This window comes from Paenibacillus koleovorans NBRC 103111 (assembly GCF_004000845.1).
GTDB classification, from domain to species: domain Bacteria; phylum Bacillota; class Bacilli; order Paenibacillales; family NBRC-103111; genus Paenibacillus_AA; species Paenibacillus_AA koleovorans.
Genome location: NZ_BIMA01000014.1, coordinates 71659 through 89881 on the forward strand (window position 1 = coordinate 71659; position 18223 = coordinate 89881).

Here is an 18223-nt window from a genome sequence, read left to right on the forward strand (position 1 = left end):
AATCCCGCGATTATCTTTGGAGGTGTGGAATGAAGCGGGTTTTCGGCTTTGGAGTGCTGGTTGCGTTATTCCTTCTTATCCTTGCCGGATGCAGTCAACCCATCACAGGGGACGAAAAAACAGCTGCTGATTACGTCAAGGCAAGCGGCTATAAAATAAGCTCGTACAAGGGGCAAATCCACAAATACATATTAGTGAAAAGTAAGCTTTACGGATCAATTGAATCGTTACAGTACCGACAGATGTGGGGGGTGCAGCGAAATGAGCCCGACCCGTATTTTGGCAAGGAAATCACCATTTATCGGTTTGTAGTTTCCGATCATCCCCTAGAAGAATTGTACAAAACGAGTACGAGCGTTTATGTCATGTTAAGCGAGGGCAAGGCGATAGGAGGATATTCATTTCCAAATAAAAATATGGTTGGGGCCGTGTACTCCATGGATGGGAGAACAGTAGAGGAAGTAACGGGTTTGACTTATCAGGAATGGGCAGCGCAGTGGCAAAGGAAATATGAATAAATTGCTGGAATTGTTTGGAATGATCGTGTATAATGGAAAACAGGAACATATGTTTGTATTTGTCTATCTTCCGAACTATCGTGGGAATCGAGTACACGAACGAAACTTACTCTTGGAGCGTGAAAAGATTGGATGCTTCAGCCATTGTAATTGACCATCTCTTGAGGAAGTACAAGGCGGATCAGAAGTGGACTCGAATCGCGATCGAGCAGTTGTCCGATGAGGATATCGTGTGGAGGCCGACACCTGAGAGCAATAGCATCGCCAATCTAGTCGCGCATATATCAGGTGCGTTGTACTACTGGTTTGAGGTTGCTTATTTTGAGGCTCCCTATGTGGATAGGAGTAATGAGTTCGACCGTGGGCTGCAGATGACTAAGACGCAAGCCTTAGAGCTTTTGGAGAAGTCGTACGAGAGTGCCATCAAGGTTCTAGAGAGGATCGAGGCGAATCCGGAGAAGCTGCTGGATCAACCGTATCGAAGCTACCCCGAGTTTAATAGCGCCGGCCTGAACAATCAATCCACCGTGCTGGAGATGCTCCTGCATCAATTCAGGCATCTACCGAGCCATGTCGGGCAACTGTGCTACATCGTCAAAATGAGAAAAGGACAGATCGACTGGGGATAAGGAGCGCCTCGTCTTTCTACACCTGCCGCCTACCGGGGAAACGTCGCATCAGCCCTTTCCTAATCCACACGCAAACGGCGATAAACGGAATATAGGCGCATATAAAGTAAAAGCCAATCGTTCCATATAGATCGGAGATATGATGGATCGTCCGGTGGTCCGCGATGAAATAATTCAATACGACCATCACGATCAAGAAGCCGATCAAACAGTATGTCGCTCCGAAGTGGAAAGCGGTCTTCATTCCCCGGCAAGCGGCCCAGACGTAGAGGCTGACACCGGCCACGATTTTGATCAGCCACAAGGAAATGAAGAAGTATTCAAGCCTCTGAAGCAGGGGCACCTCGAAAATACTGACCACATCGATGGTTGGCCAAATCGAATGACGCAGCTGCCCTTCGCTAAAGAACATAAACGTCAAGACCAGGATCATGAGATATAGACAGGTAATGAATCCGAGTGTGAGATGAGCCCATTTTCGAGATTTTTCCGGCGTGCGGATAAATGGGTAAAAGAGAAGCAGCGTCTCGAACCCTAAGAACTCCAGCGCCATGCTCTTAGAGGAGAGCAGGAGCTCGCCTCCCGAGTGGTTTAGAAGCGGGAAAATGTTCTGGGGGTGCAGGAAAGGGACGGCCAGTAAAACTTCAGGAATTTCAGAAGCAAGGGACAGGATAGCCCCCCACACGCAGATGCCGATTACCGCTCGAAATCCACCGGATACCGCGTAATAAATAAGAAGCGCCATTCCCATACTCAGGGGTAAAATATTCATGGTAGGGAACAGCCAGATTTGGATCATTTCGATAAACACCTTTAGCTTCAAAAAGGCTCCGAAGAAAAAGTAGGACACAATGCCTGCGTTGAACAAACCGCCCAAAATGGTTCTGAACAGTGTACGGTTGATCGTAATGATTTCCGGACTGTCTCGGTGGGCGGAGAGGATGTAATAAATCAACCCAAGCACGATTTGCATGCCTAGCCCTGCTACTAGCACGGATATCCATGCGTTGTACCCTGCATGCTCAATTACTTTGCTCTGGTATGTCAGAATGCCGACACCGACCGTACCGACATAAAGTGGGAACATAATGAAGAAGGGCGAGATGGTATGGTTTTCTTGGATTTCGTTGGTCATGCTGCATCCCGCCTCCCTCTACATGATTGCTTTACTGGCTGGCACCGGTATGACTGATTGTGCCCTTGACATCCACGGTAGTTTGTAAGTCCTCATACTGGCTAGCGAACTGTCGGGCATCCCAATGCTGCGATTTGCTGCGAATCAGGTCGCCAAAACCAACCGGGTCCACTTGATTTTTTTGGCATTGCGATACGAAGCGAGATATTTCTTCCTCCAGATACGTTTCTATCGTTTGCTCCAGCGAGTCAAGCTGAGTCTCCGAGGAGAGGTCCATCCATTCCGGTGCATCTTTTACGGTTACACGCAGCTTCAGCTGGATGGAGACGGATGCCGGAGGTCCCAGATTCGTTACCTTCAAATTTGACTTGGCACGAATACTGTTCATCAGGAAATAGTCGCCGCTCTGCGGTTTCGCACCTTTCACGGGAATCATCAAGCTTCCATTTCTAGAGCTGCCGAGCAGCAGTTTCAGCAGGAAAGCTTCCCTAATGTTGATATGAGTTTTGAATTGATCGCCTTTAAACAAACCGAGTCCGTCAATCTTAATTTCTTCATCTTCGACCGTGAAATAGGGCAAGAAAACATCTCTTCCCTCTCCGTAAAAGTTAAACAAGGTAATATGCAGATTCATCAACGGCAAATTGCCATTTTTGATATTGTTTTCGATCATGTCAAAAAGAAAGTAAGGGTCTTTTTTGTTCTTCATTACACGCAAGATGTCCAAAGCTTCCCGATCTGCAACCCCGATTTGCATTCTGGAGGAGATTACCGGGTGGCGAATCATCGTATCCGTCACGCTTCGGATCCCTTTCCGCGCAAAGGCTTCGCCGAATAACGCCATTCTCAATTGCCCATATTCATTGGGAAAATCAAGCTTGGTCCTTAGCCGAGGCAAACTGTCAAACACGCTGTTGGACTCCGTTAAGTAATATTCCAAATTCGATTTGCCTTCTTCATAGTCGGCAATAATCGCGACGGTGCGTACCCCTTTCTCCGACATATCAAAACCGACGGTTTGGACCAGCTTCAGGTTGTTCACTACTTTCTGGCTGCCGCAAGCCGCGAGCAGTACAATCAGGACGAAAATCAGAATCGCTTTCTTCAACTCGAACTCCCGCTTTCTCCTTCATTCATTATCTAGGTCATTCTTTTTGCGCTTCACCTGCTTGGGGTTGTATCTGACGAAAGTAAGGGGCCTCAAAAAATTGAACCTGGTGTTGATGAATTGATACGATGGGCGCAGGAAGCTGTCTTTCAAGCTTTTTACTCTTAAGGGGTATAGCGGAACCGTGTATGGGGTGCCGAATGACGACAGCCGGGAAAGATGTACAAGCAAAAACCCGATTGCGAGCAACAAGCCGACCCCGCCCCAGATGGCGGTCATCACGATCATAGGGAAGCGTAGAAACCGGATGGCATTCGACATCTTGTATATCGGTGTAGCGAACGAGGCCAATGCCGAGAAGGCTACGATAATGACCAGAATATGGCTGGTTAAGCCGGCCTGGACGGTGGCTTGTCCAATCACTATACCGCCAACGATGCCTAACGTTTGACCGATCTTGGTCGGCAGCCTGGCTCCTGCTTCCCTTAGGAATTCGACGGTTATTTCCAGGAAAAGCACCTCCATCAAGGGAGGGAACGGGACGTTTTTCCTGGAGGCGATGAGGGGCTCCAATAGATCCCGCGGGATGACCTCGTAATGGAATGTGGTCATGGCGATATACATGGACGAGGCGAATAAAGAAAACACAACACCCAATATACGAATCATCCTAAAAAAGGATCCCAGGATCCAGGGCAAATAATAGTCCTCGGGCGAAATGAAAAATTCGAACAAGTTGGAGGGGCCGGTTATAAAATAAGGCGAACCGTCGCTGACGATAGCCACTTGCCCGCTGACAAGCGCGTATACGACCCGGTCTCGGCGTTCCGTAGTTAGAAAGAGTGGGAATGGCGTCGACGAATTGTCGGACAGGAACTGGTCCAGTACGGCTGAATCCCAGATCACATCGTAGTCGATCGCACGCAGCCGTTGCTCTGCGGTTTGTACGATTTGGGGGTTGGTTACCCCGTCGATGTAGATCAGGGCTACTCTGGTTTGGGAGGTAGAGCCGATAATCATTTCTTTTACATAGAGCTGCGGGATGTTGACCATCGCTCTTAACAAGCGGATGTTCGTATCCAAGTCCTCGACGAATCCTATCTTCGGTCCGACGACACTGAACTCGTTTTCGGTGTTGTTTTCCTTGCGCAGTCCTTCCTTGTTCCCGGTGCTCACCAGCGCCCAGACTCGCCCGTTCTCTTCGAATTCAAGCAGGACATGTCCCCTCAGCAGCTTCGACTGCACCGTCTCGACTTGATCGGTGACTTCAATGTCGTATACGGGAATCCACTCTTGGATTCGTTCCAGCTCTCCTAGCTCGGAGAACAGCGCGCGGTTTTGGAGCGGCAAGAGGACGTTGGTCTGTAACGCCTTCTCGTCAATTAACGATTTCAAATAGGAAAGGCTCACTTGCCGGTTGGAAACTTGGATATGAATGGTTTTAAAGTCGCTTGATTGTAGGAATATTTGCTTAAGTTGGTCGATGTTTTTGATTTCGGTATTGGATGTCTCCATTTTGCTCTCAGCCCATAAATGAATTTGATGCTGATAGTGTGTCCGGAAATAGTTGTCTTATTCTTCCATACTCCGCTTTGGCCTTCCACAGGAAAAGTGGGGTGAAGATTGGTCTACTTGGAGAGCGAAACGGTCGGCGGAAGTCGAAGAAGGCTATAATTGGTCTACTTGATAGGTGGAGCGGTCGGCTCGGATAACCGTACGAACCCAAGTTCGCTGCTTATGAACCGATTTTCGTTAGCAACCGCTGAAATCACTGAATTATGAACCTAAGTATATAGTTCGGGAAGCTGGCTTCTTGAACAGTGAACTTAGGTTCATAGATTCCAAATTTGTACCTGATAGAAGGAAATTTGGTTCATCGTTTGTATACTTTGGTTTCTATCGGGGCAGTTAGCTGCGGTGTGATGCAGGTGTAGATATAGATGTAGGTGAGGATGCAGGTGTAGATGAAGGTGCGATGCAGGTGTAGATATAGATGTAGGTGAGGATGCAGGTGTAGTTGAAGGTGCGATGCAGGTGTAGATATGGAAGTAGATGAGGACGCAGATGTAGATGCAGATGTAGATGTAGACGCAGAAGTAGATGGAGATGGAGATGTAGATGTAGATGTAGATGGAGGTGTAGATGAGGATCCTGATGTAGATGTAGATTAGATGGAGATGGAGATGAGGATGTAGATGTAGATGTATATGTAGATGTAGATGCAGAAGTAGATGGAGAGGGTCGACTCTGCGGCTCCTCTCACATCCGCTCCTGGTTCTTTACCCGTTGGAGGAAAAATCCCGCCGGGCCAGCTTGTGGCGGGCTAGCTCAACGAGGGTTCTCACAAGCAGCAGCACCCATCGCACAACACGATCCGCTCCATAGGCGGCGACGATCGCCATGAACGGCATGCCGGGCGCGCGATAGCGGTACATGCCGTCGATGAAGAACAACAAACACCAGAGGAAGACGAGCCCCGGCATCAGCCATAAGATGCTGGCGCGTCGAAGGGTACCGTTCCAGAGAGCGGCGATCGAAGCAAGTGCGAACAGAAGCGACGGCAACAGCAAGCGTACGGCTTTTTGAATCCCCGCACCAGTCGTCAAATCGAGCTTCCACACCCAAGGACCGAGAAAAGCGACGGCTCGTTTCGCGTAGAGTACCATGATGTGGTCCCAGTTATGAATCAGGAAGCTGAGGATCAGGCTGTTGCCGATATCGATCCGATAGTCCGGACGATAGGCAAGGTCATGGGCACTGGGGTGATCGTAGATCCAGCCTTTGGCGTACACATTGTACAACACCAGCTTCACATTGTATCTCATCGAAGCGAGGAGCGGGTCGAGCAGCCCGTTGCCGAGCGCAAGCAGGAATAGAAAAAGAACCGCCATCGCAATCCCGATCCAAGTGTAAGGATAGGGCCGGATGAATGCGGTTATTTTGGCGCGCCCGATCCGAACCCCAATGTAGAACAGCATAAAGAGAACGGCAAGCATCCCGGTCGGACGGAAGAAAAAGAGGACGAGTGCAGCTGCCGCAAACAACCATCGAAAAAGAAGTTTTGGCGATTCCACAGCCAGCAAGAGCAAATAAACACAGAGCAATAACAGGCTAATAAAGAAGCTCTCCGTCAAGATGTACGTAGACCAAAGCGTGATTTCCCACATGTACGCGTAAACGAATGCCGCGATCACCGCCGTCGTGCGGTTGAACAATCTTCTAGCGATCAGATAAACGAGGACCACGCTCAAACCGGCCGTCACCGATTGGAGGAATACGATCTTGGCCGGACTGCCGAGCAGCTTCAACAAGCAGGCCAGCAGCAAGTTGTAGCTCAGGTAGAACAGGTCATTCATCTGGGCGCCGATCTGGAAATCGTCCAGCAGCCGTCGCGCATAGCTGAGATACCAGCGGCTGTCCGCCGAGTCAGGGAGGCCCTGGGGGGTGGAGAGCAAGTAGAAAAAGTATTGCAATCGTACTTTCAACGAGATCCAGAGCAGGGGGAGCAGCAAAACCGCATCCAACAACCACGGAAATCGAATCAAACGAAGCAGCATGTTCAAACACTCCAACTGTATAGTTGACATGGGAGTCACAGACAACACTATAGCAAAGACCTTGTCAACTGACAACCTTAAAATAAAATTAAGATGTTAGTTAATCAAAAGATTTCGCGTATGCAAAAAAAGCGCCCCTCTCCACCTCGGTGAGGGACGCTTTCGATTGATCAGGCACCGTTCAAAAATCGCTCCGTTCGTTCTTGCACCTGCCAATCGCCTACAACGACAAGTACATCGTCCGCCCTAAGGATGACATGCGGTCCAGGCGAGATCGATACTTCGGTTCCACGCCGCAGAGCGACTATAGTTGCGCCGGTATGTTGCCAGAACTGCAAGTTGGCAATGGTTTTCCCGACGGCATGGGATTGTTTGTCCACTTTAATTTCTATCGGATGATACGGCTTCAAGTTTTGCAGCCGATCCGAAGCGTTAATAATTTCACTTATAAGCGCTTCGAATTTTTTATCCACCTCGAGCTTCTGCAGCAGAAGCTGCTGCAAATCCTGCTTCAGCGAGTAGACGGATTTCAAATATTCATTGCGGTGGATGTATTCATGAGCCAAACGATCGGAGACGACTTCGATTTCTTTGCCTTGCGAGACTAGTACGATGTTCTCATCCTTGAGCAGGCCGATTGCCTTGCGGATTGTCTCCGGAGAGACATGGTATTGGCTGGCGAGCAACGAGCGGCCGGATATTTTGGAGCCTACTGCAAATTCTCCGCTTACAATTTTGTGGGCGATATCGAGCGCGATGGATTTATATCCGGTGGAGTCCGGCATAAGTGACGCCTGCCTTTGCGTGTAAGGTAAACGATGGGTTCCGCCAGCGAGTGAGAAGGCGTCGCCGTCGAAACGCTACTTCGAGTATAGCATGTCTGTTCCGGCAGCTAAAGTGGGCTGGAGAACGTAACGAACCGCCGATGAACTAACAACCTTTAAAATAATTAAAAGTTGTAAGTATGCGATACTTCTGATATAGTAGCAAACAAAGGAATTCGCTGTACGCGTATTCCGACTATCCCTATATATGAAGGAGGAGCTGCATGACTCTACCGAAGTATATCACCGATATCGGAAAGCTGACACACATTCCCGAGTCGGAACGCAACCGGCTCAGAGCGATAACGGATAAATTTGTTTTTCGCGTCAACGATTATTATCTGGGTTTGATCGATTGGAACGATCCGGACGATCCGATCCGCAAGCTCGTCATCCCGAACGAGGAGGAGCTGCTCGAGTACGGACGCTGGGATGCCTCCGACGAGGATACGAATTATGTAGTCCCGGGCTGCCAGCACAAGTACAAGTCCACCGCCTTGCTCCTGGTCTCCGAAGTATGCGGCGCTTATTGCCGCTATTGCTTCCGCAAGCGGTTGTTCCGCAACGATGTGAAGGAATCGACGGCCGATGTGGAGCAGGGCCTGGACTACATCGCCAATCACCCGGAGATCAGCAATGTGCTGCTGACGGGAGGCGACAGCTTGATCCTGGCCGCTTCGAAGCTCCGATCCATTCTTCATCGGCTGCGCGAGATCGACCATGTCCGCATTATACGGCTCGGCTCGAAGATTCCGGTGTTCAACCCGATGCGGATTTATGAGGACGACGCCCTGCTCGAGACGATCCGCGCCTATTCCACACCCGAGAAACGCATCTATGTCATGTGCCATATCAATCATCCCCGAGAAATTACACCCGAAGCCGTCAGAGGATTTCAAGCCTTGCACGAAGCGGGAGCCATTCTGGTCAACCAAACGCCGATTCTTCGAGGCATTAATGCGGACCCGCACATCCTCGGCGAACTGCTCGACAAGCTCTCCTGGGCGGGCGTCACCCCGTACTACTTTTTCATCAACCGCCCTGTGGCGGGTAATCGGTCCTTTGTCTTGCCGCTGCGGGAAGTGTATGCCATTGTGGAGAAAGCCAAATCGCTCACATCCGGGCTCGGGAAACGAGTGAGGCTTTCGATGAGCCATACATCGGGCAAAATCGAAATTTTATCGATCGAAAATGGAAAAGCGTATTTGAAATACCACCAGTCGAGGGAGAACCAGTACGGGAAATTTATGGTGCTGGATTGCCCGGAGGATGCGGCTTGGTTCGATGACTTGCCCGAGAACGAGCAGTTTTGGACGAAGCCGGTCAAACGAACCGAGGCTGTGGTGTCGGTCAATCGGCTGCCGGATATGCCGGCCGTTCCATTGGGGAAATAGATCAATTGAAACAGTAAAACTCAACGACCATGCACCTGCCCGGTGATCTTCGATCTCCGGGCAGGTTTTTCTGTTTTGGCGGAAAAGTCAATTGTTTGGCACTCAACGCGACGACTTGCGCCAGGCGAGGGGCGTCATCCCGGTCACACGCTTGAAGGCGGTGGCGAAATGCTGGCTAGAGGCGTAGCCCAAGGCAGTCGAGATTTCCAAAACCGATCGGGACGTGTTCATAAGCAAGTCGCTAGCCTGTTTGATGCGCTGCCGTTCGAGGTAGGCCATCGGCGAAAAGCCGGTGTACTGTCGGAAGGTCCGCATGAAATGCGAGGGGCTGATGGCGGTCAGTCTCGCCAATTCTTCCACTGTAGGGCGCCAGTACGGCTCGTGCTGGAGGCGGCGCATGAGCATATCGAACTTCTCCAGTAGATCCGTGGCAGGAGCATCATCGACCTCCACCGGTTGGACGATATGCAAGACCATATCTAGCATAGCCTGACGGATAACCGTAGGCTGCAGGGAGCCGGGGGGACAGGATCGCGGAGCGGATCCGTCGGAGCGCTTCAACCGGACGCGTACCGACAGGTACGATCCGAGGAAAGTGCTCGAGCTTGGCTCTGATGGCGGCGACCTCGGCGGGAGGCAGCATCATCCAGTTGTCGCGGACCGGCGGCTCCACGTTCAGCCACCAGAAGCGGCTCGGCTCAATCGTATTGAAGCCTCCGCGATGAATTTCGCCGGGACGGGTGTGGAAGACGTCGCCTGCGCGGGTTTCATAGATGGCAGCGTCGAGCTCCCAGCTTGCTTTGCCCTTTTCGACATAGACGAATTCGTAGCCTTCATGCTGATGATAGCCAAGCTGGATGGCGCTGTGAATTTCGTCGTAACCGAACTCAACCAGCTCGGGAACGGCTGGCAGGGGGACTTGCTTGCTCCGGTTGTAAGTCCAGCGGTGACGCTTCGGTTCTGCCATAAGGTCCCCCTTTTTGTACACCATTCTACTCATTTGTTTCTGATACTACTTGGCAGTCGTGTGGACGTCAAGCCCTCCGGATTCCTTTTATAATAAGCTCAATACCGACTAGGAGGAGTTCAACGATGACACAAACGATTCAGAAATACAAAATTACCGCGCAGGATAAGGAGACATTCGATCGAGACGGCTACTGGATCAGCCCGAAGCTTATCAGCGACGAGCAGATTGAGCGGCTGCGTCAAGCCCATCAGCGTATCTGGACCAACGATTTTGACGGCGACGGAATGCCGATGAGGCCGTTCGGCTCCTCGAATCCGGAGGCGCTGCGCAAGGTGGACAACGGCTGGTGGTTCAACGATGAGATACGAGCGACGGTGACTGACCCTTATATCGGAGAGCTGTCCGCCGACCTGCTCGGTGTGGATGAGACTCTGCTGTGGCACGACCAGGTGATTTACAAGCCAGGGGTGGGTGAGAAAGAGACGAACTCCGGCAATGTCGGCTGGCATCAGGATTTCGGATACTGGCAATGCTCCAGCACGACTAATATGGTTACAGTGTGGATCGCGCTGCAGGATACGGATTTGACGAATGGCGGCATGACGACGATATTGGGTTCGCACAAATGGGGCTTGGTGCCGGGCAGCGATTCGTTTTTCAACCAGAACATGGAGGAGCTGAAGGAGAAATATGCCGGCGGCCGCGATTGGGTGGAGGAGCCGTGCATCTTGAAAGCGGGGCAGGCGAGCTTCCATCACGCCTTGACGTTCCATGGCTCCGGCGCCAACCGGACGAATGAGGCTCGATTGTCGATCGTAGCACACGTAATGCCGGGCGGAACCGCATACCGACCGGGCATTCAGTTCCATCCGAACATCAAGCAGCTCGGCCCGCGGCCTTATGCCGGGCAACGATTTGAGGGCGAGTTTTTCCCGGTCCTGTTCAAAAGACTCTAACAACACAAATAAAACCGGCACTGATAGTGCCGGTTTTTATATTTGCAGGGAATGAACGGTCAATCCTAAAAAAGGTATGGATACATAATAGTCTATAAAAAAATTGCACATAAGTCTATATCTTTGTTGGGATAGCTCCAAGGCTACAGTGCCGCTCAAGTCGCTACTTATTTAAGCAACCGGAACGTGACCGATCTCGGAGTGTTCATCAATTACATGGCGATGGCGGGCTATTCCAAGAGCGAGGTAACGAAGGTCGTCCTGGAACGCAACATGGGCGTGAACGACTTGCCGTCTGCGGTTGCGGCTTTGCGCTCGGTTTATGGTCAACAAGAGCTGGGCATGAGCGAAGTTTTGGCCGGCGCTTCGATTACAACCCCGGAACAGGCTCTGCCGTTCATGCAGATGCATCATTACACGTTGCAGCAGATGGTTGTCGTGTTGAAGACCGTATTTAGCCGAACATCCGGAGAGGCTACGACCTTGCTAAGCAACCAATTTCTGCCGAATCGGGTGTACACCTTGAATGAAATTCTGAACAAGGTGGCGCTCGGGTACAGCTCCAACGAAGAGAGTACGATTCTCGACGTGCTTGCTGCCAGCAATGTGACGACTCCGCGAGCGGCTATCGTGACGATGCGCCAGCTGGGCTATGATCAAGTCAACGAGCAGGGCGATTTGACGATCATTACCCGGGTGCTCAAGAACGGGTACGGCCAGAACGAGGCGCAAGCGACGGAGCTGCTGATTCAGGATGCGGTCTACTCTACAGTCATGATCAGCGCCGGCATTACAGCCGTGTATCACGCGAATGAAGAAATCGGCCGAACGGCTCAGCTGTTGATCGGCGCCAGAATTACGGATTCGCTGTCGGCCGTCCGTTACTTGGCTGAGCAGGAGGCCGGCATAGATTTGACAGCCCGCGTGCTTCATGAGATTTACCATGAGGAGATGACGGCGGCTATTAACTACATGAGCTACATTCCGCGATATACGAATACGCGAATTCTTCTGGCCGTCCAGCAAGCTTCCGGCACGGATCCGCTCTTCGGATATTTGGGCACATTGAAGCTCCAAGGCGCTTCAGCGTACCAGATCGCGAACGAGCTGGAAAAGCAGGGCCGACTTGAAAGCACCTTCATGGTCGGCACCTTGATGAAGCTCGGCTACAGCAAGGAGAGCATCGTTTATGAGCTGCTCAATCGATTCTCGACCTTCGCCTCGGAGGAAGAGCTTGCGCAGCACTTCGTAACGACCGGCTTCACGGATGCGGCGAGCATCGCCAAGCAGCTGTTAAGGACGAAGTACAATCCGAACGAAGGCGTGAGGCCGGCCCGTATTCTGATTCTGGCTCTGCCTGCGGCAAGCCATGGGGCGATCGCGCTCGGCATGAGGAATGCCGGCTTTACGAGTGCGGCCGTTATCAGCGGTCTGCTAACATTCGGCTTCGACGATACGGTCGCGGTCCTTCTCAAGCAACTCGGCTACCCGGCCGCCAAAGCGTCGTCGATTCTCGAGGAGGCCGATTACTCCACAGAGGAGCGTGTGATCCGGTTGAAGACCATGGGGTATCCGCTCTCAGAGTACTTCCATACGCTCGGAGGCTACGGTAAGCTCGTTCCCATTTTGAAACGGCAAGGATTTACGGCTATCGAAATTGCGCAAGGCATGTATCGCAGCAACGAAAGCTGGTATTGGATACTGAAATATTTGGACGAAGGCGGATTTTCGGATTTGCCGACTCTGGTTCAAGCCTATTATCGTTCCGGCCAGCCGGTGCTCTGGGTTATCCGCGATGTGTACCAATACGGTTCAACCAACATAAACGGCGTAATCACCCATCGTTGGGCGTTGAAAGACGTCGTGAATCAGCTGCTGTCAAATGAGCCGATCAATATGGTTACGTTGGCCGGGCTGATCAACTACGCGAACGGCAACAACTACAACGAGACCTTCGGGATCGTGAAAACTCTTTCGACAGCGGAGCAGGCAGCCTTGCGCAATCAGCTTGGCGTCGCGAACTTCCTGGTCGGCGATCACGTGCCGAATGTCGTGGGACTCACCGTGATGAAATCCATCGGGCGGAGCGCGCAGCAAGCGGCCGTCACGCTGAAGAGCGCCGGTGGCGTGAGCGACTACAAGGATGCCGCCCTTATTCTCTTCATGGCCGGGTATGGCGTGACGGACGTCATCGATGCCGTGTTCGACAACTATCGGACGGAAATCGGCATCCAGGTGCTCATCGCCTTGTTCAGCTCGGGTATGGGGCAAATTCTTAAGGATTGGGATAAATACAAATTCGTCATCACGCGAGTCGTCAATATTGTTAGCTATCATGTAGAATAAACAGGCAAGGACCGCTGGAGCTTAGGCCCAAGCGGTCCTTTTTTTGAAGTGGGGAGCTCGACATGGTGGGATGGACAGAGCGGCGGCAAGTGATGAGAGGTACGATTGACCATCAGTTCCCCGACTGATTACCAAATTTCGCGATTGGAGTACCTAATTTCGTTCATTGTCGCGTTCATAGCCGAACTGGATACCAAAGTAAACAGAACGCGAAGCTAGATTTCGATTTTGTTTACTTTGGTTCTCAGATCACCGTTTGCAACCTCGAAACTGGAGATATGGTACTCCGTGTGGATACATAGGTACTCAGAGAACTGAGAGAGCCGGGAGAGCCGGGAGAGCGGCGAGAACCCAATACCATATAGCCCTGCCTTTGTTTGTGAGGACGGGGTGTTATCTCTGATGTTGGAGGAACTGAGGGAATACGAAGTCATCGTTTTCGAACAATAAATGTCCGGTTTCCCGGTGGGCATGTCTGAAATGCAAGTAGTTGCCTGAAGTCTTCCGCTTTACAATAGAGCTAGATCATGAGGAACTTGTGTCTAGTAATCGGGTAGGTGGTGGGTGAACGATGAATAAGAGAACAGCTGCAACCATTCAGGTCGCGGGCCTCACGGTGGATGCCGAGCAATATCCGGTAGGGGTAGGGAATCCGAAGCCATTTCTTGGCTGGAAGCTGACTTCCGCCATCAGAGGGCAGAGACAAACGGCGTATCGCGTTTTGGTAGATTCGGATCCGGCTAAGCTGGAAATGGACTTGGGCTCCGCATGGGACAGCGGGGTGGTGAGCTCATGCGCTTCCAATCAGATTGCCTATGAGGGCATTCCTTTACCGTCGGATACGAAAGTGTATTGGAAGGTGATGGTTTGGGATCGGAGCGGCAAGCCCTCGCCTTGGAGCGCAGTCAACAGTTGGTCGACCGGATTGCTGGAGAAGCATGATTGGAAGGCGAGCTGGATTACGAAGCCCGAGCTGCATCTCACGGAGCGTATGGATTTGACGGGTGAGAGCTGGATCGTGCATGAGGAAACATGGCGGAAGCCGAAGACGATAGATGTGTACTCAGGGGATAAAGCTGCGTTTCGACTCGCGTTCGACTTGCCGGAGGAGTTGCATGTAAGGGCAGCGCATTGGATGGGGACCGGCGATTGCCGGGCCTATGTGTATTTGAACGGCGAGCTGATCGTTTGCGGGTATCATTTTCAGTATTTGCACTGGGTCGATGTTACGGACTTGGTTCAACCTGGACGTAATGTGCTTGGGGCGTCGGTTTCGATTGGAGCGAGCTACGGGGTTGGATTGGATTGTGCGGCGTTCGTCGGCAAGCTGCGTGTTCAGTTGAGCGACGGACGAGAGATTCTGGTGGCGACCGACGAGAACTGGAAACGAGCGCCGTCTCCTGAAAGCGGGTGGCTGGAGCAGGATTTCGATGACACTCATTGGCCCGCGGCGGTGAGAGCGGCAGCCTTCGGACAAGTTCCATGGCTCGGTCCGTTCCATGTACCGCCTCGGCCGACGCATTTGAACCGGAATCACAATTTCTACGCTCGGAAAACTTTCCTTATCTCCGGTACGATCAAACGAGCCACAGTGTATGCGTCTGCGCTTGGCGTTTACGAGCTGACCTTGAACGGGGGCAAGGTGGGGGAAGATTTGTTGACCCCGGGCTGGACGGATTATCGGAAGCGAGTGATCGCGCAAGCCTATGATGTGACGTCTTTGTTAGAGCCAGGCGCCAATGCCGTCGGTCTAGCAGTCGGGCCGGGCTGGTACGCCGGAAGCGTCGGCATGTTCGGGCCTTATCAGTACGGGGAGCGCCCGTACGCCCTGCTGCAGCTTCATGTGGAGTATGCGGACGGCCGTGTGGAAGTGATCGCGACGGATGACACGTGGACCACAAGCTCGGGGCCGATCCAGTATTCGGACTTGTTGATGGGCGAAATATATGACGCCACTCAGGAGATCGCAGGCTGGGATGAAGCCGGGTTCGATGACTCCGGCTGGCAGCCTGTCGAACGGTTGGCCCTGGGTCAGTCTCACCCGGAGATCGGGTTTCACCCGGGCCCGATGGTGCGTGCGGTGGAGCAGCTGCCTCCTTTTTCCGTGAAGCGGCTCGATCCGGATCGGTATATCGTGGACTTCGGCCGCAACATCTCAGGCTGGGTAAAGATCCGGGCGATCGGACCGAGAGGGACACGTATTCGAATGCGATTCGCCGAAATGCTGCTGGCTGACGGGAGCCTGTATACAACGAATTTGCGTAGTGCTCGACAGACGGATGTATATGTGATGCGAGGTGACGGGGAAGAGGAAGTGTATGAACCGAGATTTACGTTTCACGGGTTTCGCTATGCCGAGGTGTCCGGATATCCAGGCGAGCTGAAGCCCGAGGACGTGATGGCGATCATGGTTTATTCCGATTTGCCGCTTGGAGGGGACCTCACCACATCCGATCCGCTGCTGAATCAGCTTCAAGCCAATATTGTGCTCGGGCAGACCGGCAATTTTCTCAGTGTTCCTACGGACTGTCCGCAGCGGGATGAACGTCTCGGCTGGACCGGAGATGCGCAGATATTTGTAAGAACGGCCTCCTACAACCGTAATACGCTGAATTTTTTCCGGAAATGGCTGCTTGATGTTAGGGATGCGCAGCACGAATCGGGAGCGGTTACGAATGTTGCGCCGACTTTGGGCTGGCTTTGGGCGGGAGTGGCCGCATGGGGGGATGCGATTACGATCGTGCCTTGGACCTTGTATCGAATGTACGGCGATCGGAGCTTGCTGGAGGAAAATTATGAGGCGATGGTTCGGCACGTCCACTATATGAAGAAGCACAGTGTTTACTGGGTGCGTCCTGCGGAAGGGTTTGGCGATTGGTTGTCCATTGAAGCCGATACGCCGAAGGATTTGCTGGGGACTGCTTATTTCGCCTATAGCACTCATATTTTAGCTGAAGTCGCGCGGGTACTCGGTTATGAGGCTGAAAGCGAGCAATATCGCGGTTGGTTCCGGGAGATTCGGGAAGCTTTTCAAGTGGCGTTCGTGGAATCCGACGGCACTGTGGAGGGCGGTACGCAAACCGGTTACTTGCTGGCCTTGCACATGCAGCTGCTTCCAGAGGAATTGAGGGAGAAAGCGATCCGGCATTTAGTCGACGATATCCAAGCCAAGGGGGAGCATCTCTCCACGGGTTTTATCGGCGTCAGCTATTTGCTCCCGGTCCTGACCGAGGCAGGGCATCTGGAACTGGCCTATCGTTTGCTGCAGCAGGAGACGTTCCCGTCTTGGCTGTATTCGGTCCTGCAGGGGGCTACAACGATCTGGGAGCGGTGGAACGGATGGACCCATGACTCGGGATTCTACTCGCCGGTGATGAATTCCTTCAACCATTATTCACTAGGTTCGGTGGGAGAGTGGATGTACCGGTATATGGCGGGAATCGAGCTGGACCCGGAGGTTCCGGGGTTCCGACGTATTCTGCTCAAGCCGCGTCCGGGCGGGAAGCTGTCTCGAGTTCAAGCCGTGTACGAGTCCCCATATGGGGAAATTGTCAGCGATTGGGCGATCGAGGGGAAGCGCTTCGTTTATAAGATCAGCGTCCCTGTGAATAGCACGGCGCTCGTGAGCATTCCTTCGAAAGCCGCCGTGTGGGCCGATCTGGGGATGACGGTTCCTTTGAGCACTCTGGATGATGTGGAGCACATTCGGCAGGAGCAGGATCGATGCGAGTTTGAGGTCGGTTCGGGACAGTATGTGTTTGTTTCTGTTTGGAGTTAGGCGGGGTCGTTCCTTGGCGCTGTCGCTGCTCTCCCGGATGGTTGGGGGAGCGGCTTTTTGCCGTTCCCGGAAAACGTCGCTCCCATTCGGCAAATCCGGACTAGAGAGCTTTTTCGGGCGGTGAGGCTCGCGTACTCTACAAATTCGTCTCATTTTCCTCATCTATGGGCTGCCTCTGGGCATGGGAGTCTCATAGTCCGAAAAAGTCGGACTGGAGAGGCGGTCGTCTTCCGGATGGACCACGTAGTCCGAATTAGCCGAATTGGAGAGCCGAGTTTCGAAGGGGATGGGCGAAAACGGCTCTGCAAGTGGGTAGAATCGGACTACGAGCCTCATTCCTCCACGCCCCCGTTACGTAAACCGAAAAAGTCGGACTGAATCGGGTGGAGGGGAGGAGATATGACTTCAAAGCTTGGCTACTGGCAGAGTCTGAAAGTGTCGAACGGGAAACTGGTGATTGAAGTCGAGAGTACCTGTAGCTGCAACCCAAACGGCCGCCCTCCAGGTAACCATGCTTGTTCTACCTGAAAATCCGCCTGATTTTCATCATCGATGGTGCCGCCTCGGGGTATGGGAGTCTGTAGTCAGGTTATTTCGGATTGCGGAGCATCCCCGTGACTCCTTTGTACGATTTTTCGTATAAATGGTGGCTCAGACCGGCTGCAGTGACCGTGTTTTTTTTGGGGAAATACGGGTTTAGTTTTGCTGTTTTCTCGAGTCGCTAAAGCAAAGCAGCGCGCAGCTCCGCCCAAGCGTCCGCGAGCGCCGCCTCGATGCGCCAGGCGGAGTGGCCGTGCACCTGCAGCACGAGCCCGCCCGGTGCGCCGAGATCGCTTGCGCCTGCGAGCAGCCGGCCGGCGGAGGCAGCGCGGTCGCCGGCCGCACCGTCGGCAGAGTGGCCTGATACGCCATCCGCCACGTCGCCGCTAGCGACCCCAGCCGCTGCAGCACGGCCTGCTGCACGGGCGGAGCCGCCGCCCGCCGCGCCGTCGGAGCCGCCAGCACGGC

The 18223-nt window shown here is 52.7% G+C and carries 15 protein-coding genes; 7 read left to right on the top strand and 8 right to left on the bottom strand.

Going from position 1 to position 18223, the window contains the following annotated elements:
- The first annotated feature begins 29 nt into the window (after nt 1-29).
- Together PKO02S_RS33150 and PKO02S_RS06930 are read left to right on the top strand one after the other, a co-directional pair.
- A complete protein-coding gene (locus PKO02S_RS33150) occupies nt 30-518 on the top strand; it encodes a putative periplasmic lipoprotein (protein ID WP_127580373.1) in 489 nt (162 codons plus the stop codon).
- Nucleotides 519-571: 53 nt separating this feature from the next.
- Nucleotides 572-1147 (top strand): DinB family protein, encoded by a 576-nt coding sequence (locus tag PKO02S_RS06930; protein ID WP_164821331.1) that lies wholly within the window; start codon nt 572-574, stop codon nt 1145-1147.
- 16 nt (nt 1148-1163) lie between these two features.
- Here PKO02S_RS06930 and PKO02S_RS06935 read toward each other — a convergent pair whose 3' ends face one another.
- The 3 genes from PKO02S_RS06935 to PKO02S_RS06945 are packed head-to-tail and all read right to left on the bottom strand — an operon-like array spanning nt 1164 to nt 4905.
- Nucleotides 1164-2282, bottom strand: coding sequence for a GerAB/ArcD/ProY family transporter (locus tag PKO02S_RS06935; protein WP_127580377.1), 1119 nt, complete (start codon nt 2280-2282; stop codon nt 1164-1166).
- Between the two features lie 31 nt (nt 2283-2313).
- Complete coding sequence (locus PKO02S_RS06940; protein WP_127580379.1) at nt 2314-3390, bottom strand: Ger(x)C family spore germination protein; 1077 nt, start codon at nt 3388-3390, stop codon at nt 2314-2316.
- Nucleotides 3391-3411: 21 nt separating this feature from the next.
- Complete coding sequence (locus tag PKO02S_RS06945; RefSeq protein ID WP_127580381.1) at nt 3412-4905, bottom strand: spore germination protein; 1494 nt, start codon at nt 4903-4905, stop codon at nt 3412-3414.
- A 527-nt stretch (nt 4906-5432) separates the two neighbouring features.
- On the opposite strand from PKO02S_RS06945, the gene PKO02S_RS33610 reads away from it, so the two are divergent.
- Nucleotides 5433-5561: a hypothetical protein gene (locus tag PKO02S_RS33610; RefSeq protein ID WP_281280411.1), complete on the top strand. Its 129-nt coding sequence runs from the start codon at nt 5433-5435 to the stop codon at nt 5559-5561.
- A 108-nt stretch (nt 5562-5669) separates the two neighbouring features.
- On the opposite strand, the gene PKO02S_RS06950 is transcribed toward PKO02S_RS33610, so the two are convergent.
- Together PKO02S_RS06950 and PKO02S_RS06955 are read right to left on the bottom strand one after the other, a co-directional pair.
- On the bottom strand, nt 5670-6947 hold the full coding sequence (locus tag PKO02S_RS06950; RefSeq protein WP_164821332.1) for a glycosyltransferase family 39 protein: 1278 nt from the start codon (nt 6945-6947) through the stop codon (nt 5670-5672).
- A gap of 170 nt (nt 6948-7117) precedes the next feature.
- On the bottom strand, nt 7118-7732 hold the full coding sequence (locus PKO02S_RS06955) for a TrkA C-terminal domain-containing protein (protein ID WP_127580385.1): 615 nt from the start codon (nt 7730-7732) through the stop codon (nt 7118-7120).
- 263 nt (nt 7733-7995) lie between these two features.
- Here PKO02S_RS06955 and PKO02S_RS06960 point away from each other — a divergent pair, with 263 nt between their 5' ends.
- Nucleotides 7996-9165 (top strand): KamA family radical SAM protein, encoded by a 1170-nt coding sequence (locus PKO02S_RS06960; protein WP_127580387.1) that lies wholly within the window; start codon nt 7996-7998, stop codon nt 9163-9165.
- A gap of 102 nt (nt 9166-9267) precedes the next feature.
- On the opposite strand, the gene PKO02S_RS06965 is transcribed toward PKO02S_RS06960, so the two are convergent.
- Together PKO02S_RS06965 and PKO02S_RS06970 are read right to left on the bottom strand one after the other, a co-directional pair.
- Nucleotides 9268-9651: a helix-turn-helix transcriptional regulator gene (locus PKO02S_RS06965; protein WP_127580389.1), complete on the bottom strand. Its 384-nt coding sequence runs from the start codon at nt 9649-9651 to the stop codon at nt 9268-9270.
- Nucleotides 9605-10132: an AraC family ligand binding domain-containing protein gene (locus PKO02S_RS06970; protein ID WP_164821333.1), complete on the bottom strand. Its 528-nt coding sequence runs from the start codon at nt 10130-10132 to the stop codon at nt 9605-9607. Before PKO02S_RS06970 ends, PKO02S_RS06965 begins: the two co-directional genes overlap by 47 nt.
- A 125-nt stretch (nt 10133-10257) precedes the next feature.
- Here PKO02S_RS06970 and PKO02S_RS06975 point away from each other — a divergent pair, with 125 nt between their 5' ends.
- From PKO02S_RS06975 to PKO02S_RS06985, 3 genes are all read left to right on the top strand, one after another.
- Entirely contained in the window at nt 10258-11091 is an 834-nt protein-coding gene (locus PKO02S_RS06975; protein ID WP_127580394.1) for a phytanoyl-CoA dioxygenase family protein, read from the top strand.
- Between the two features lie 186 nt (nt 11092-11277).
- The gene (locus PKO02S_RS06980) at nt 11278-13437 is read left to right on the top strand and encodes a hypothetical protein (protein ID WP_127580396.1); all 2160 of its coding nucleotides are present in this window, start codon (nt 11278-11280) and stop codon (nt 13435-13437) included.
- Between the two features lie 571 nt (nt 13438-14008).
- Nucleotides 14009-17215, top strand: a complete 3207-nt coding sequence (locus PKO02S_RS06985; protein WP_127580398.1) for a family 78 glycoside hydrolase catalytic domain — start codon at nt 14009-14011, stop codon at nt 17213-17215.
- Between the two features lie 721 nt (nt 17216-17936).
- Here the strand turns inward: PKO02S_RS06985 and PKO02S_RS32880 are convergent.
- Nucleotides 17937-18223: hypothetical protein (locus PKO02S_RS32880; protein ID WP_218033910.1), on the bottom strand; the 287-nt coding region annotated here is incomplete at its 5' end.

Coding starts and splice junctions, on each gene's coding strand:
- PKO02S_RS33150 (WP_127580373.1), top strand. CDS start 30: ATGAAGCGGGTTTTCGGCTTTGGAGTGCTGGTTGCGTTATTCCTTCTT.
- PKO02S_RS06935 (WP_127580377.1), bottom strand. CDS start 2,282: ATGACCAACGAAATCCAAGAAAACCATACCATCTCGCCCTTCTTCATT.
- PKO02S_RS06945 (WP_127580381.1), bottom strand. CDS start 4,905: ATGGAGACATCCAATACCGAAATCAAAAACATCGACCAACTTAAGCAA.
- PKO02S_RS33610 (WP_281280411.1), top strand. CDS start 5,433: ATGGAAGTAGATGAGGACGCAGATGTAGATGCAGATGTAGATGTAGAC.
- PKO02S_RS06950 (WP_164821332.1), bottom strand. CDS start 6,947: ATGCTGCTTCGTTTGATTCGATTTCCGTGGTTGTTGGATGCGGTTTTG.
- PKO02S_RS06955 (WP_127580385.1), bottom strand. CDS start 7,732: ATGCCGGACTCCACCGGATATAAATCCATCGCGCTCGATATCGCCCAC.
- PKO02S_RS06960 (WP_127580387.1), top strand. CDS start 7,996: ATGACTCTACCGAAGTATATCACCGATATCGGAAAGCTGACACACATT.
- PKO02S_RS06965 (WP_127580389.1), bottom strand. CDS start 9,651: ATGCTAGATATGGTCTTGCATATCGTCCAACCGGTGGAGGTCGATGAT.
- PKO02S_RS06970 (WP_164821333.1), bottom strand. CDS start 10,132: ATGGCAGAACCGAAGCGTCACCGCTGGACTTACAACCGGAGCAAGCAA.
- PKO02S_RS06975 (WP_127580394.1), top strand. CDS start 10,258: ATGACACAAACGATTCAGAAATACAAAATTACCGCGCAGGATAAGGAG.
- PKO02S_RS06985 (WP_127580398.1), top strand. CDS start 14,009: ATGAATAAGAGAACAGCTGCAACCATTCAGGTCGCGGGCCTCACGGTG.